Below are 14,956 nucleotides of genomic sequence, written 5' to 3'. Positions count from 1 at the left end.
TCTGGCGGCGATGCGTGTCGAGTACGTGGAGAAGGACGGCTGCGGTGACCTCGACGCCGACTGGCTCGGCGACGACCCCGCAACGGGCTGGCTGACGCTGCTGCGCACCTGGCTGGGCGATGCCCAGCGGGCCGGGCTGGCCGAGCCGAACGCCATGGTGGTCGGCACCGTCGACGCGCAGGGAAGGCCCGTGACCCGCACGGTGTTGTGCAAGGGCGTGGACGAATCCGGCATCACCTTCTTCACCAATTACGACTCCGCCAAGGGCGAGCAGCTGGCCGCCAACCCCTACGCGTCGGCCACCTTCCCGTGGTTCGGCCTGGGCAGGCAGGTGCATGTACGTGGTCCGGTGAGCAAGGTGTCGGCCGACGCGACCGCCGAATACTGGTCCAAGCGGCCCCGCGGATCGCAGCTCGGCGCATGGGCGTCGCACCAGTCTTTCCCCATCGGATCGCGCGCCGAGCTCATGGACCAACTGGCCGAGGTCACCGAGCGGTTCGCCGAACTCGACCACGTCCCGGTCCCGCCGAACTGGGGCGGTTATCTGATCAGCCCGGAGGTGGTCGAGTTCTGGCAGGGCCGGGAGAACCGGGTACACAACCGGATTCGCGTCCAGGACGGCCGCGCGCAACGCCTCCAACCGTAGTGCGAAAGTTCTTCGCCGACACCACCCCGCTGCGCAACCCCGACTTCCGGCGCTTGTGGGTGGCAGGCATACCGACCGTCATCGGCGCCAACCTGACGATTTTCGCGGTGCCGGTGCAGCTCTACGTGCTCACTCAGAATTCGGCCTATGTCGGGCTGGCCGGGTTGTTCGCCCTGGTGCCGCTGGTGGTGTTCGGGCTGTGGGGCGGAGCCTGGGCCGATGCGATGGACCGCAGGCTGCTGCTCATCATCGCCTCGGTCGGACTGGCCGTCGCGTCGGTGCTGCTGTGGGTGCAGGCCGCGCTGGCCATGAACAACGTGTGGGTGGTGCTCGGCCTGCTCTCGGTGCAGCAGGCGTTCTTCGCGATCAACAGCCCGACCCGCTCGGCGGCGATCCCGCGGATGCTGCCCGGCGAACAGCTGCCCGCCGCGAACTCACTGAACATGACGGTCTTCCAGTTCGGCGCGATCGTGGGTCCGCTGCTGGCCGGGCTGCTGCTGAACTGGGTGGACCTGTCCACGCTGTACCTCATCGATGCGCTGACGTGTCTTGCGCCCATCTGGGCCACGTTCCGGCTCGCGCCGATACCGGCCACGAGCACCGAGCAGGGTTCGGCGCGCTGGGGATTCGCTGCCGTGCTGGACGGCTTGCGGTATCTGGCGGGCAACCGGGTGGTGCTGATGTCGTTCGTCGTCGACCTCATCGCGATGATCTTCGGCATGCCCCGGGCACTGTTCCCGCAGATGGCACACGAGAGCTTCGGCGGCCCGGTGGAGGGCGGCACCGTGATGGCGCTGTTGGCCGCGGCGATGTCCGGCGGCGCGGTGCTCGGCGGCGTGTTCTCGGGGTGGCTGCCGCGGATCCGCAGGCAGGGTCTGGCTGTCGTGTGGTCGATCGTGGGTTGGGGCCTGGCGATGGTCGGTTTCGGTGTGGCCGGTGGCATGGCCCACGGCCACGCCGGTGTGCTGTTGTGGATTGCGTTGGCGTTCTTGGCGATTGGCGGGGCGGCTGACATGGTGTCGGCGGCGTTCCGGTCGACGATCCTGCAGCAGGCGGCTTCTGACGATGTACGGGGGCGGCTGCAGGGCGTCTTCACGGTCGTGGTCGCCGGTGGGCCGCGGCTCGCCGACGCGGCCCACGGTGGCGTCGCGGCGATGGTCGGCACCACGGTGGCCGCGGCGGGCGGCGGTGCGCTCGTCGTCGTCGGCGTCGTCGTCGCTGCATTGGCCGTACCGGCGTTCGTGCGGTACCGGGTGGCGCCCGTCTGGGCGCCCGATGACCTGCGAGATCCCGACAAGGTGTGAACAGTCGGCAGCGGTTGTCATTTATTTGCGAAATCATCGACTTCGGGGCGATAACATGCCGGACGTGGCAGAACTGGTCGGGACGGCCTATGTCGGTTTACGAGAACGTAAGAAACAGCGCACCAGGGCGACATTGATCGACGCGGCGATCGAGCTGTGTCACCGGCAGGGGTTCGAGGCGACCACCGTCGACCAGATCGCCGCCGCGGCCGATGTGTCGCCTCGGACGTTCAGCCGCTACTTCGCGACCAAGGACGCTGTGATGCTGGCGTTCATCGACGAGGTGGTCGAGATGATCGCAGTCGAACTGGCCCGCCAGCCGGACGGTATCAGCGATATCGAGGCGCTGTACCGAGCGCACGTGAAGGCGTTCGCGGACACCAAAACCGCGCCACCGAACCGGCTCACAGCCGAGCGGCTGCTGGCCTCGGCGCGCATCCTCACATCGTCGGCCGCGTTGATGCACGCCGCGTCCCAGTTCCGGTTCGACGCGGTCAACGCGGAGCTGGCCAGGCGCATGGGGGTGCCGCGCGACGACCAACGGTTGATGCTGACCGCGGCGGTGTGGACGTCGATCATCATGTCCGGCCTGGCACGGCTGGGCGCGACGGTCGACTGGGACACCGTCACGGTCGACGACGTCATCGGCGCCGTGCATTCCACGTACGCCGAGTTTCTCGAGGTGACGGCGGGCGTGCAGCGCCCGGCGTGACTGGTTGGTAACCCCCCGCGGGCAACGCCGACCGAATGCGACTACCTTTTGGTAGAGCAGTCGTAGGTTCGCAACGACTTCCCAAACGAGGACGAAGGGAATCCCGTGGCCGAAAACCCGTCGAGTGGGCAGGAGCACGCCACCCTCAAGTACCCCGGTGGCGAGCTTGATCTGGAAATCGTCAAGGCCACCGAGGGGTCGGATGGCATCGCGTTGGGGCCTTTGCTGTCGAAGACTGGGTACACCACCTTCGACGGGGGCTTCGTCAACACCGCCTCCACCAAGTCGGCCATCACCTACATCGACGGTGACGCCGGCATCCTGCGGTACCGGGGTATCCCGATCGAGCAGTTGGCGGAGAAGTCGAATTTCATCGAGGTCAGCTACCTGTTGATCTACGGCGAGCTGCCGACGGCCGAGGAGTTGGAGCAGTTCACCAACCGGATCCAGCGGCACACGCTGCTGCACGAGGATCTCAAGCGGTTCTTCGACGGATTCCCGCGCAACGCGCATCCGATGCCGGTGCTGTCCAGCGCGGTCAACGCGTTGAGCGCGTACTACCAGGATTCGTTGGATCCGCTGGACAAGAAGCAGGTGGAGCTCTCCACGATCCGGCTGCTGGCGAAGCTGCCGACCATTGCCGCCTACGCGTACAAGAAGTCCGAGGGGCAGCCGTTCCTGTACCCGGACAACTCGCTGAGCCTGGTGGAGAACTTCCTGCGGATGACGTTCGGCTTCCCGGCCGAGCCGTATGAGGTGGATCCTGAGCTTGTCCGGGCGCTGGACATGCTGCTGATCCTGCATGCCGATCATGAGCAGAACTGCTCGACATCGACTGTGCGCCTGGTTGGTTCGTCGCAGGCCAACCTGTTCACGTCGATCTCCGGTGGCATCAATGCGCTGTGGGGCCCGCTGCACGGCGGCGCCAACCAGGCCGTGCTGGAGATGCTGGAGAAGATCCGTACCGAGCACGGTGACGTCCGCGATTTCGTCAAGAAGGTCAAGAACCGCGAGGACGGCGTGAAGCTGATGGGCTTCGGGCATCGCGTGTACAAGAATTACGATCCGCGGGCGCGCATCGTCAAGGAGCAGGCCGACAAGATCCTGGGCAAGCTCGGTGGCGACGATGAGCTGCTGGCCATCGCCAAGTCGCTCGAAGAGGTCGCGTTGACCGACGAGTTCTTCATCGAGCGCAAGCTCTACCCGAACGTCGATTTCTACACCGGTGTGATCTATCGGGCCATGGGCTTCCCGACGCGCATGTTCACCGTGCTGTTCGCGCTGGGCCGGCTGCCGGGCTGGATCGCGCACTGGCGGGAGATGCACAGTGAGCCCAACAAGATCGGCCGTCCGCGCCAGGTCTACACGGGCTACACCGAGCGCGACTACATCGACATCGGCACCCGCTGATTTCCTTCGCCGAGCAGACACGCGGGTACGCCAAACGCGGCGTGTCGCGAACTTTGACGTCTGTTCGCGCAAGGTCGGTCAGCGCACGGGCAGCGCGACACCTCCGGTGAGCGCCAGCAACTGCGGATAGGTCAGCGGCATCACCGAGTCGGCGGTGCCCGCGGCGGTCCACACCACCGGGTAGCCGGCCAGGGTTTCGTCGACGACGGTCCGCAGCTGCATCGGATGCCCGGTGGGGGCGACGCCGCCGATCACCTGACCGGTCGCCGTGAGCACGAGCTTCGGGTTCGCCTTGCTGATGGTCGTGGCGCCGAGGTGGCGGGCCAGCACATCGGTGTCCACCCGGGCCGCGCCGCTGGCCATGACCAGCAGCGGCTCGCCGTCGCAGTCGAACACCAGGCTGTTGGCGATCGCGCCGACCTCGCAGCCCAGCTGCTCGGCCGCGGCGGCGGCGGTCTTTGCGTCGGCGGCCAGGATTCGGATGGCTGGTTCGATGCCTGCGGCGGCGACGGCCGCGGCGACCCGGGTATTCCGTTCGTTCACGGTGACGATTGTCTCTGACGACGATCTTGCCCGCGATATAGTTGTAGTTTCACAATGGTTGTGTGAATGAAACTGTCGTCCGGTCGCTGAGCCCTCGGCGCAAGGCCATCATCCTGGTCTCCTGCTGCCTCAGCCTGCTGATCGTGTCGATGGACGCCACCATCGTCAACGTCGCCATCCCGAGCATCCGGTCCGATTTCGACGCCTCACCCTCGCAGCTGCAATGGGTGATCGACGTGTACACCCTGGTTCTCGCGTCGCTGCTGCTGTTGTCCGGTGCTACGGCTGACCGGTTCGGCCGTCGGCGCACCTTCCAGCTGGGACTGACCGTCTTCGCGCTGGCCTCTCTGCTGTGCAGTCTGGCGCCCAACATCGAACTGCTCATCGCAGCCCGGTTGCTGCAGGCCATCGGTGGCTCGATGCTCAACCCCGTCGCCATGTCGATCATCACGCAGGTGTTCACCGGCCGCGTCGAACGGGCCCGAGCCGTCGGCGTGTGGGGCGGCGTGGTCGGCATCTCGATGGCGCTGGGCCCCATCGTCGGTGGCGCGCTCATCGAGTACGTCAACTGGCGCTCGGTGTTCTGGATCAACCTGCCCATCTGCGCGCTGGCCGTCCTGCTGACCGCGATCTTCGTGCCGGAGTCCAAGTCCTCGACGATGCGCGACGTCGATCCGATCGGCCAGGCTCTGGGTGTGGCGTTCCTGTTCGGTGTCGTCTTCGTGCTGATCGAGGGCCCGGGCTACGGCTGGACCGATCCCCGCACGCTCGGTGTCGCCGCGGTCGCCCTGATCGCCTTCGCCGGCTTCCTGCGCTACGAGGCACGCCGCCGCGACCCGTTCATCGACCTCCGTTTCTTCCGAAGCGTCCCGTTCGCATCGGCCACAGTGGTCGCGGTGTGCGCGTTCGCGGCCTACGGTGCGTTCCTGTTCATGATGTCGCTGTATCTGCAGGGGGAGCGGGGCTATTCGGCCATGCACACCGGTCTGATCTATCTCCCGGTCGCCGTTGGCGCCCTGGTCTTTTCGCCCCTGTCGGGGCGGCTGGTTGGCCGGTTCGGCAGTCGGCCGTCGCTACTCGTGGCCGGCACGATGATCACCGCGGCGACGCTCATGCTGACCCGCCTGACGGCGCACACCCCGGTGTGGCAGCTGCTCGTCATCTTCGCGGTCTTCGGCATCGGCTTCTCGACCGTCAACGCACCCATCACCACAACCGCCGTCAGCGGTATGCCGCTGGACCGGGCCGGCGCGGCTTCTGCGGTCGCCTCCACCAGCCGCCAGGTCGGCGTCAGTATCGGTGTGGCACTGTGCGGTTCGGTGGCGGGCACGGCACTGGCGACCGCAGGCGGGGACTTCGCGGTCGCCGCCCGGCCGCTGTGGTTCGTCTGCGCCGCACTGGGTTTGGTGATCGTGGGGCTCGGCATCGTATCGACCACGACGTGGGCGCTGCGGTCAGCCGAAAAACTGGCCCCACTGATCGGTGAACATCACCGTCCGTCGGAGGTGGCACATGTCGGCTGAACAGGTGCCGACGGTAGGCACGCAGACCGCCGCGGACGAGGTGTGGCGGGCGTTGACGGCCCTGGTGTTCGACAACCGCGACAGTTGGAAACGTGCGGTGATCGAGCGTAGCGGCCTGCCGTTCAGCCGCATCCGGATCCTGCGCCGGCTGGCCCGTCAACCTATGACGGTCAAGCAGGTCGCCCACGCCGCGACCGTCGATGCGCCGGCAGCGACCGTCGCGGTCAACGATCTCGAAGAACGCGGCCTGGTGGTCCGCACCATCGACCCGGCCAACCGGCGCTGCAAGACAGTGTCACTGACCGACGCGGGCCGCGCCGTCCTTGAGCAGATCGAGGCGGTCGACGACCCGGCGCCGGACGCGCTGGCCGGCCTCGGCGCCGACGACCTCGACGCCCTGCTGACGATCCTGGCGAAGATCACGCCGCGCTGATCAGACCGGTACCCGCAACGCGGTGCGCAACACTCCGATTCGGCCCTGCAGCGTGCGTTGAGCTGTCAGGGCCTGGCGGCCGGTCGCGATGAACTCGGCATCGATCCGCACCCGTTCGGTAGCCGGGACGGTGAATGACAACGCCGTGATGGTGATACGCCGCCGATGCAGATCGGCGGCGAACCGCAGCAAGGTCTGCGTGTGATCGCTCGAGTCGAACTCCACGGTCAACGCGTGTGGCTCACAACGTTCCATGTCACGTCTCAGAACCGGCCGCGCGCATACGTTCCCGCACGATGTCCCGGGCCGACTGGCCGGCCGACATGTTGAGCAGGCGGGTGCGGCCGAGGATCTCACGAACGGTGTCCCCGATCGCGACGACCTGGGCCGTCGCCTGCTCTCTGGTGACCCGGCGGATCTCACCTGCGACCTGAATCAGTCCGCCACCGTTGGCGACATAGTCTGGGACCCAGGTGATTCCGCGGTCGTTCAGGAGTTGTTCGACACCGTCATGCGCGAGTTGGTTGTTGGCCGCTCCGCACACGATGCGGGCCGAGAGCGCGGGTACGGACGCATCGTTGAGGGTTGCCCCCAATGCGCACGGCGCGTAGATGTCGACGGGTGCGTCGATGACCCGGTCGAGCACCGTCACGCCGTCGAACTCAGAACGGATCCGGTCCAGTGCCGCGGTGTCGACGTCGCAGACCGATACGTCGGCGTCGGCCTCGGTGAGAAGACCCACCAGGTGGTAGCCGACCTTGCCGGTGCCCTCCACTCCGACCCGGCGCCCGCGCAGATCACTGCTGCCCCAAACGGATTCGGCTGCAGCCAGGATCGAGTGAAAAACTCCGAGTGCGGTCAGTGGCGCGCTGTCGCCAGACCCGCCGTGCGCGGCGGTCCGTGAGGCGACATGGCTGGTGCGGCGCCCGATGATGTCCATGTCCTCGGACGTGGTGCCCACATCGCCTGCGGTGATGTAGCGGCCGCCGAGGCTGTCGACGAACCGTCCATGTGCTTCCAGCAATTCGGGCGTCTTGATCCGCTTGGGATCTCCGATGATGACGGACTTACCGCCCCCAAGACCGAGCCCCGCGATCGCGGCCTTGTAGGTCATACCCCGCGACAGCCGCAGCACGTCGGTCAGTGCGGCGCCCTCGTCGGGATAGGGGTAGAACCGGGTGCCGCCCAGGGACGGGCCCAGTGCGGTGGAATGGATCGCGATGATCGCCTTCAGGCCGCTGCGCTCGTCACGGCAGAAGATCACCTGCTCATGTGAGACGTCGTCGGCAAAATCGGGGCGGTCGAACACACGGCTGGTCTGCATGGTCAATCCTCTCGGTGGCTCTCTGTCGCGGCAGGTGGGACGGGGTGACACCGAACTCGTTGCGCCGGCGTCATATCGGCAACCCGGGCCGCTCGACGCCGACGATGCGGGCACCGCGGAAGAAGCGGAGAAGCTCGGCGTCACCGTGGGCGCCGACACCGCTGGCGCCCCAGAAACCCTGGGTCGACTCAGGAACCAGATCCAACACACTGGTGCCGTTGATCTTGACTTCGCCGCAGTCCAATTCGGCGCCGAGCGCCATCGCCTGCTCGATATCGCTGCTGAACACGTAGCCGGCCAAGCCGGTGCTGCGCGAGTTCGCCAGCGCCAGGGCGGCGGCGTCGTCGCTCACCCGGTGCAGGGTCAGCACCGGCCCGAAGATCTCGTCCCGCGTCATTTCGGCAGGCGCGTGGTCGACGACGACGGGGGCGTGGAAGAAGCCCGCCGCATCCGGCACCGGTGTGACACTGTGCACCACCCCGCCGCCCGCGGCGAGTCTGGCCACCGCGTTCGAAACCTGCTGATACTGACTGGGATGCGCCTGCGGCCCCATCTCGGCGGTCGGGTCGAGGCAGTGCCCCATGCGCACGGTGCGGAGCCGGTCGAGCAGCGCATCGAGCAGCGCGTCGCACCGGGAACCCACCACTGCCACGCTGCCCGGGCTCTCGCACCACTGACCGTTCAGTTTGGTGAACCCGCTGACCAGTGCATCGGCGGTGGCGTCGACGTCGGCGTCCGTGCGCACGATAACCGGGTTGTTGCTGCCGAGTTCCAGTTGCAGCGCTTTGCAATCCGGCGCTGCGGCCTGGGCCACGGCCACCCCCGCAGTCCGTCCGCCGGTGAACGACAGCGCACGGATGCGCGGATCACCGGCCAGTTGCCGCCCCACGTCGGCGCCGCCGTGCACCAACTGGAAGATCTCCAGCGGCAGACCGGCCTCGGTGAGCGCCTGCTCGATGGCTTCGGCCACCAGTGCGGAACTCGCCGGGGCCCAATTCGACGGTTTCGCGATCACCGGTGCTCCGGCGGCGAGTGCGAACGCGGTCTTCTTGGCGACGATGAAGCTCGGCGCATTCCATGGCGCGATCACCGCCGCAGGACCCCACGGTAGGTATCTCAGCTGTACGGGCCGGCCCGCGTCGGCCGGATCGTGCCTGCCGGGGTCCGCCTCAAGGTGGTCGGCGGCCGCGCGCAACGCATCCGAAAGGCCTTGCGCGAACATCTCGGTCACCGACACCACGACACCGGTGTTGATGGCGTCGCAGCGGGCGATATCACCGGCCCGATCGGCCAGCAGGTCTGCGGTGCGGCGCAGCAGCGCGGCACGCTCGGTCACCGGCGTGCCCCGCCAGGTACCCGCGGCGTGCAGGGCGTCGGCGGCGGCAACCGCCCGGTCGACCTCGCCGGGATCGGTCTGCAGCTGCCGCTGGAGAACGGTGGCGGTGTTGGGATCGACCAGGTCGGCGCCGAGGTCGTGCGTGGGCATCGACCAGCTACCGCAGACGAAGTCTCGCTGCGTCGCGAGTTCCGGTGCGGCCACGGCATTTCCAGTCATGTACGGTCACCTTTCTTGGGCCGGGCAGCCCGCCGCGCGGTGGCACTGCCTCGGCAATGCCACCGGCGTGCGGGCGGATCAGATGGTTTCGAAGTACCGGTCGCGGTCCCAGTCGCTGACCGAGCGGAGGAACTGCAGCCACTCGTGGCGGGCCACTACGGCGTAGTGACCGACCACTTCCTTGTCGAATGTGGTTGCGGCGAACAGGCTTTGCTCCAGATGCTGGGCCGCATCTGCGAGCGTGAGGGGCAGCTCACCGTGCGCTTCGGCGTATCCGTCACCCGTGCACGGAGGCCCGGGATCGATCTGGCGGGCCATGCCGTCGCGCATGCTCCCGAGTATCGCCGCGGTTGCCAGATACGGGTTGACGTCGGCGCCCGGCAACCGCAACTCCAGCCGGTTGGCGTCCGGCCCGCCGGTGATCAACCGGCATGTGGTGGTGCGGTTGTCGAATCCCCACGTCAACCCGTTGCCGGCGAAGTCATGGCTGATGATGCGGCGCATCGAGTTGACCGTCGGCGCATAGAACAGCATGAGGTCGCAGGCGCGGTCGAGCACCCCGGCGACCGCGTGGCGAAGCGGCGCGCTTGCGGTGCGGTCGGCCTGGGCATCGTAGAACGGCCTGCTGCCGTCCGATCCGCGTACCGAGGCATGGATGTGGCAGGACGATCCCATGCCGTCGGTCAGCGGCCGCGGCATGAAGGTGGCGGTCATCCCGTGTGCCCGGGCCAGATCGGCGATCGCGCTCTTGAACAACACATGGCGGTCCGCGGTCTCGATCGCCTCGGCGTACTCGAGGTTGATCTCCCACTGGCCCAGGCCGTATTCGGCCTGGGCCACCTCGACCGGTATGCCGCTGTCCTCCAGGGCGTTACGGACCTGGCGGAAGAACGGCTCCATGGCGTTGCCCGCACCGATCGCGTAGTCCGATCGGGCCAGCGTGGTGGGGTCGAGGTCACGGTATCCGTTGCGCCGCAGCTCGTCTGGTGTCCCGCGGTACAGGTGGAACTCGAGTTCGGTTGCGGTGTGCGCGGTGAGCTGCTGGTCGGCAAGGCCCTGTACCTGGCGCCGCAGGATGGCTCGCGGTGCCACCGGCAGTGGGTTGCCGGATTCCTCGTCGACGGAATCGGCCAGGCAGATCGCGGTGCTCTCCAGCCAGGCCGCCCGGCGCAGTGTGGTCAGGTCCGGTAGCAGCCGGAAGTCGTGCCACCCGGTGTGCGCACCGGCGAATTCCACCTTCAGGGTGTCCATGTCCTGGTTGACGTCCCAGGCGTACACGCACGTGCAGACATGCAGGCCCTCGCCGAGCACGCGCTGAAAAGACCGCACCGGCATGCGTTTCCCGAACAGCCGCCCGTACATGTCGACGCCCGCGACGATCACGGTGTCGATGCCCTGGCCGCGCAGGTCCGTGATGTCGAGCAGCCCGGTCATCGGGTCAGCCACCCGCCGTCGACGGGAAGCTGCACGCCGCTGATGTAGGACGCGTCATCGGAGAGCAGGAAGGACACCGCCGCAGCCATGTCGTCGGGCCTGCCGAGGCGCTTGACCAGCAGCCGGGAGTCCATCACGGCCAACACCTCAGGGCTGTTCAAATCCACGCCGGGCAGGAAATTCGTGGGGACCGGGCCCGGGGCGATGGCGTTGACCCGGACGTTGTAGCGCGACAGCTCCACCGCCAGGGCCTTGGTCAGCATCTTCACGCCGCCTTTGGAGGCGTTGTAATGCACCTGGGCGAACCCCTGTGACGACACCACCACGTCGGCCTCGACTGTCGAAAGATTCACCACGGCACCGCGATTGGCCTTGCGGAAGTACGGCACTGCCAGCTGCGTGGTGATGTAGACGCCCTTGAGGTTGACGTCGAGCACCAGATCCCACTCGTCGTCTGTCAGGTCTTCCAGCGATGACATCGTGATCAGCCCGGCGTTGTTGACGAGGTAGTCGAAGCGTTGCCATTCGGTGGCGGTGGCTTCGAGCGCGGCCGCGACCGCCTCGCGGTCGCGCACGTCAGCGGCCAGAGCCAGCGATTGGCCGCCGGATTCAGCGATGCTGTCGGCGGTTTCCTTGGCCCGGACGTGGTCGACGTCCACACACGCAACCCTTGCGCCCTGGCCTGCGAGTCGCTCGGCGATGGCCCGACCGATACCTGACCCGGCACCGGTCACCAGCGCGACGCGGTTCTCATGCGATGACGACATCTTCCTCCTGCTTTCTGTTGGTGGTGCTGTGCTGCCTGGCGCTGTCGACCAACCAGCCGAACAACGGGTCTGTCCCGTCGAGCATTTCGGGATGCCACTGCACCCCGACGACGGGTGCGTCGAGAGCTTCGATCGATTCGACGACACCGTCGGGGGCGCGCCCGGTGACCGCCAGCCCGGTGCCCACCTCATCCACTGCCTGGTGGTGCAGGCTGTTCACGCGCAGTCGCCTGCCATAGAGCGCGTGCGGTACCGAGCCGTCGACGAATTCCACGGGGTGCGAGCGGTGGTTGCGCGGGTAGCCCAAGAAACTGTGGGACTCACCGGAATCCGCGGGCAGATGCGCGACGAGAGTGCCGCCGCGGTGGATGTTGATCACCTGGTTGCCGCGGCAGATGCCGAGAACCGGGATGCCGCGCAGCCATGCGGCGTCGAGAACGGCGTGTTCGAACTCGTCGCGCAGCGGCTCTGCCGGCGTGGCGTGCGGGCCGGGGGTGGCGCCGTAGCGCCGCGGATCGACATCGGCTCCGCCGGACAGCACCAAGCCGTCGATCCGGGCGGTCACCTCGACCGGGTCACATTCCATGGTGAGCAGCACCGGAAGACCTCCGGCGGCGGCCACGGCGGCCGAATAATCGACGAAGAACGTCTCGACCAACGCGTCCCGAACCACCGGCACGGCAAGCGGGCCCGCGGGCTGTCTGCGTCCGGTTATGCCGATCACCGGACGATGTGTGTCGTGATCCACATCTCGTTGGGTCATTGGACTGAGGTTAGAACCATTGAGGAGTTTCGTCAATGCCATCGCCTAACGTTCTAACTTGATACCTATGGACCTTGACCTCGGAGCGCCGACCGTGACCGCCGACATCGCTCGGCGACTGCGCGCACGCATCCGCGCGGGTGAACTCAGCCCGGGCGACCGGTTGCCTGCTGAGCGCGATCTCGCCAAGCAGATGGGCGTGGGGCGCGTGAGCGTTCGGGAAGCCCTTCGCCTGCTGCAGGCGGGGGGCTATGTCGAGGTGCGGCGGGGTGCCACCGGCGGCACCTTCGTGACGCAGCTCGATCTGCCGTACCGAAACTGGCTCAGCGAGATCCGCAGCGGGGTGGGTGATGTCACGGACATCCTGGAGCTGCGGATCGGTCTGGAAGGCCAGGCGGCCAAGCTCGCGGCCACCCGTCGCACCGACGCGGAACTCGAGGCCATGGCAGCGGCGATCGACGAGATGTCGACATCGGATTCGCGAGTGTCGTTCCGCAACAGCGATGCCCGTTTCCACGCGGCATTGGCCCAGGCCGCTCGCAATCCGCGGCTGGAGTCGGCCATCGCAGGCGCTCGCGGGGAGATGTTCGCGCCACTGGATGCGCTGGTCTACACCGAGGTCGTCGAATCGAGCCGGGCCGGGCATCTGGCGGTCTACGAGGCGGTTCGCGACGGCGATGCCGAACGGGCTCGCCGTGCCATGGAGGACCACCTCGAGCAGACGCGCCAGGAGCTGGAGCAACTGATCTTCGGCAAGGACGCAGTGGATGCGGTGGGGCAGCATCCACTGCGCAGCGCCGATTAGAGCTCGCCCAGCGATGGCGAGACACGCTCCGGGTTCTCCTGCGGCGCTTCGGCGATCGTGCCGGTGCCGAAGACGTCGAGGTTGGTGCGCAGCGGCCGCACCGCGCCGACGATGTAGCCGATGACCGCGACGGCCACCAGCAGCCACGGCATCGCGTTGACGATCGCCGAATCGCTGCCGGTCAGCAGTGGGTAGTTGTCGATGATCAGGTAGCAACCGCAGAACAGGCCTCCGGCTGCCAGTGCCGGCGCGACCAGATGGGTCCACCAGTGCCGATCGGGGCGCCGCAGGAAGAAGCCGATCACGGCAATCGAGGTGGTCCCCATCAAGGCGATCACGCCAAGCGCGCCGAGTCCGGCGGTTTGATTTCCGAGGTCGAGATACGGATCGGCCCCGGCCAGTGAGTAGCCGACGACCGCGAGCGCGACGATCACTGCCTGGGTACACGCGGCGACATGCGGTGTGCGATACCGCGAATGGGTGCGGCCCAGCGGCCGCGGCAGCACGCCTTCGCGGCCGAATGCCATCAGATACCGCGTGGCCATGCCGTGTAAGGCGAACAGCACGGCGATCAGGCTGGTCAGCAGCAGCCAGCTCATGACGTGTGTGGCCCAGCCACCCAAGACATTGTGGGCGGCGTTGAACACGAAGTTGCCGGGATCGGCTGCGGCCGCCGCAGGCGCTTGGGTACCGCCGGACGCCGCGATCAGAGACCACGACGACAGCAGGTACACGATGCCGATGAAGGCGATCGCGAGCTTGGTCGCACGCGGCACTGTGCGGCGAGGGTCGCGCGCTTCTTCACCGAAAATCGCGGTCGCCTCGAAGCCGATGAACGAGATGAACACGAACATGAATCCGATTCCGACTGCTCCGCTGAAGATCTCGGTGGGGCTCAGTGAGCTGATGGGATAGGCACCCGGGCCTTTCACGACCAGCGTCGCGATATCGACGAGCAACAGCAGCCCGGTCTCGAGAATCAGCAGTACCCCCAGCACGCGGGCGTTCACCTCGACCCCGCGGATTCCGACCACCAGGGCCACCGCAAGCAGTCCGAAGGAAAACACCTGCCACGGAACGTGAATCCCGAGTTCCGTCGCAAAGATGTTGTCGGCGAAGTAGCCGACCAGCCCGACGACATAGAGCACGAGCAGGTTGTAGGCCAGGACGGCGACGAACCCGGCGGCCATGCCGAGCCGGCGTCCCAGTCCCACCGTGACGTAGGCGAAAAAGGCCCCGGCGTTGGTCACGTGCCGGCTCATCGCCGCGTACCCGACGGCAAACAGGGCCAGGATCAAGGCCACGACGACGTAGGTTCCGGGTGCGCCGACGCCGTTGCCCAGGGCGACGGCGAGGGGGAACGCGCTGGCCATGGCCGTCAGCGGTGCCGCTGTCGCGACCACCATGAAGACGATCGAGCGGACGCCCATCGCCCCCGTCTTGAGCTGGCTGCCGGCTTCGCCCGGGCTCTGGTTGCCTGGTAATGCCACTGGTCACTCCATTCTGCACCGCATGGTTCTAAGGTAGGGCCATTGCAGAATAGGAGCATCGCCTGCGGTCGGCGAGGTGAATCGCAAACTTTCTGATCAGCGCTCGACCGTCTGATGCGCACAGCAAAGTCACGCCGCCCCCCCCCCCCCCCCCCCCCCCCCCCCCCGCCCCCCCCCCCCCCCCCCCCCCGCCCGCCCCGGTGGGGGAAACCCCCGCGCCGGCCCGCGCACCCCCCCCCCCCCCCCC

15 protein-coding genes are annotated in these 14,956 nt (G+C 67.3%); 7 read left to right on the top strand and 8 right to left on the bottom strand.

Annotated features, from left to right (window positions below; genetic code table 11):
• Nucleotides 1-10: 10 nt before the first annotated feature.
• The 4 genes from pdxH to BST13_RS30705 all read left to right on the top strand — a co-directional run bounded on the left by pdxH (nt 11) and on the right by BST13_RS30705 (nt 4,072).
• Nucleotides 11-646, top strand: a complete 636-nt coding sequence (gene pdxH / locus BST13_RS30720) for a pyridoxamine 5'-phosphate oxidase (RefSeq protein WP_142282877.1) — start codon at nt 11-13, stop codon at nt 644-646.
• Nucleotides 646-1,950 carry an MFS transporter gene (locus BST13_RS30715; RefSeq protein ID WP_083168899.1) on the top strand — a complete coding sequence of 435 codons (1,305 nt, stop codon included), beginning with the start codon at nt 646-648 and terminating at the stop codon, nt 1,948-1,950. Before pdxH ends, BST13_RS30715 begins: the two co-directional genes overlap by 1 nt.
• Before the next feature lie 64 nt (nt 1,951-2,014).
• On the top strand, nt 2,015-2,662 hold the full coding sequence (locus BST13_RS30710) for a TetR family transcriptional regulator (protein ID WP_083168978.1): 648 nt from the start codon (nt 2,015-2,017) through the stop codon (nt 2,660-2,662).
• Between the two features lie 105 nt (nt 2,663-2,767).
• Nucleotides 2,768-4,072 carry a citrate synthase gene (locus BST13_RS30705; RefSeq protein ID WP_083168898.1) on the top strand — a complete coding sequence of 435 codons (1,305 nt, stop codon included), beginning with the start codon at nt 2,768-2,770 and terminating at the stop codon, nt 4,070-4,072.
• Nucleotides 4,073-4,150: 78 nt separating this feature from the next.
• Here the strand turns inward: BST13_RS30705 and BST13_RS30700 are convergent, their stop codons facing one another.
• Nucleotides 4,151-4,615 (bottom strand): YbaK/EbsC family protein, encoded by a 465-nt coding sequence (locus tag BST13_RS30700; RefSeq protein WP_211296222.1) that lies wholly within the window; start codon nt 4,613-4,615, stop codon nt 4,151-4,153.
• Between the two features lie 62 nt (nt 4,616-4,677).
• Between BST13_RS30700 and BST13_RS30695 the strand changes: the two genes are divergently transcribed.
• Together BST13_RS30695 and BST13_RS30690 are read left to right on the top strand one after the other, a co-directional pair.
• On the top strand, nt 4,678-6,138 hold the full coding sequence (locus BST13_RS30695) for an MFS transporter (RefSeq protein WP_083168896.1): 1,461 nt from the start codon (nt 4,678-4,680) through the stop codon (nt 6,136-6,138).
• On the top strand, nt 6,128-6,571 hold the full coding sequence (locus BST13_RS30690) for a MarR family winged helix-turn-helix transcriptional regulator (protein WP_083168895.1): 444 nt from the start codon (nt 6,128-6,130) through the stop codon (nt 6,569-6,571). The genes BST13_RS30695 and BST13_RS30690 overlap by 11 nt, the downstream gene beginning before the upstream one ends.
• On the opposite strand, the gene BST13_RS30685 is transcribed toward BST13_RS30690, so the two are convergent.
• From BST13_RS30685 to BST13_RS30660, 6 genes are all read right to left on the bottom strand, one after another.
• A complete protein-coding gene (locus BST13_RS30685; protein WP_083168894.1) occupies nt 6,572-6,826 on the bottom strand; it encodes a hypothetical protein in 255 nt (84 codons plus the stop codon). It abuts the gene before it with no gap.
• 1 nt (nt 6,827) lies between these two features.
• A complete protein-coding gene (locus BST13_RS30680) occupies nt 6,828-7,895 on the bottom strand; it encodes a Glu/Leu/Phe/Val family dehydrogenase (RefSeq protein ID WP_083168893.1) in 1,068 nt (355 codons plus the stop codon).
• Between the two features lie 70 nt (nt 7,896-7,965).
• Entirely contained in the window at nt 7,966-9,450 is a 1,485-nt protein-coding gene (locus BST13_RS30675; protein ID WP_083168892.1) for an aldehyde dehydrogenase family protein, read from the bottom strand.
• Nucleotides 9,451-9,528: 78 nt separating this feature from the next.
• Nucleotides 9,529-10,884, bottom strand: coding sequence for a glutamine synthetase family protein (locus BST13_RS30670; protein WP_083168891.1), 1,356 nt, complete (start codon nt 10,882-10,884; stop codon nt 9,529-9,531).
• The gene (locus BST13_RS30665) at nt 10,881-11,651 is read right to left on the bottom strand and encodes an SDR family NAD(P)-dependent oxidoreductase (RefSeq protein WP_083168890.1); all 771 of its coding nucleotides are present in this window, start codon (nt 11,649-11,651) and stop codon (nt 10,881-10,883) included. Before BST13_RS30665 ends, BST13_RS30670 begins: the two co-directional genes overlap by 4 nt.
• A complete protein-coding gene (locus BST13_RS30660; RefSeq protein WP_083168889.1) occupies nt 11,635-12,414 on the bottom strand; it encodes a gamma-glutamyl-gamma-aminobutyrate hydrolase family protein in 780 nt (259 codons plus the stop codon). The genes BST13_RS30665 and BST13_RS30660 overlap by 17 nt, the downstream gene beginning before the upstream one ends.
• Nucleotides 12,415-12,481: 67 nt before the next feature.
• On the opposite strand from BST13_RS30660, the gene BST13_RS30655 reads away from it, so the two are divergent.
• Nucleotides 12,482-13,219 carry a FadR/GntR family transcriptional regulator gene (locus BST13_RS30655; RefSeq protein WP_083168888.1) on the top strand — a complete coding sequence of 246 codons (738 nt, stop codon included), beginning with the start codon at nt 12,482-12,484 and terminating at the stop codon, nt 13,217-13,219.
• On the opposite strand, the gene BST13_RS30650 is transcribed toward BST13_RS30655, so the two are convergent.
• Nucleotides 13,216-14,709 carry an APC family permease gene (locus BST13_RS30650; protein WP_083168887.1) on the bottom strand — a complete coding sequence of 498 codons (1,494 nt, stop codon included), beginning with the start codon at nt 14,707-14,709 and terminating at the stop codon, nt 13,216-13,218. The two genes, BST13_RS30655 and BST13_RS30650, sit on opposite strands and share 4 nt — an antisense overlap.
• Between the last annotated feature and the right edge of the window lie 247 nt (nt 14,710-14,956).

It is taken from the genome of Mycobacterium aquaticum, assembly GCF_002086485.1.
Classification (GTDB): Bacteria; Actinomycetota; Actinomycetes; order Mycobacteriales; family Mycobacteriaceae; genus Mycobacterium; species Mycobacterium aquaticum.
This window is presented reverse-complemented; position numbering and strand designations above follow the sequence as displayed.

Coding starts and splice junctions, on each gene's coding strand:
- BST13_RS30655 (WP_083168888.1), top strand. CDS start 12,482: ATGGACCTTGACCTCGGAGCGCCGACCGTGACCGCCGACATCGCTCGG.
- BST13_RS30665 (WP_083168890.1), bottom strand. CDS start 11,651: ATGTCGTCATCGCATGAGAACCGCGTCGCGCTGGTGACCGGTGCCGGG.
- BST13_RS30670 (WP_083168891.1), bottom strand. CDS start 10,884: ATGACCGGGCTGCTCGACATCACGGACCTGCGCGGCCAGGGCATCGAC.
- BST13_RS30660 (WP_083168889.1), bottom strand. CDS start 12,414: ATGACCCAACGAGATGTGGATCACGACACACATCGTCCGGTGATCGGC.
- BST13_RS30680 (WP_083168893.1), bottom strand. CDS start 7,895: ATGCAGACCAGCCGTGTGTTCGACCGCCCCGATTTTGCCGACGACGTC.
- pdxH (WP_142282877.1), top strand. CDS start 11: ATGCGTGTCGAGTACGTGGAGAAGGACGGCTGCGGTGACCTCGACGCC.
- BST13_RS30685 (WP_083168894.1), bottom strand. CDS start 6,826: ATGGAACGTTGTGAGCCACACGCGTTGACCGTGGAGTTCGACTCGAGC.
- BST13_RS30675 (WP_083168892.1), bottom strand. CDS start 9,450: ATGACTGGAAATGCCGTGGCCGCACCGGAACTCGCGACGCAGCGAGAC.
- BST13_RS30690 (WP_083168895.1), top strand. CDS start 6,128: ATGTCGGCTGAACAGGTGCCGACGGTAGGCACGCAGACCGCCGCGGAC.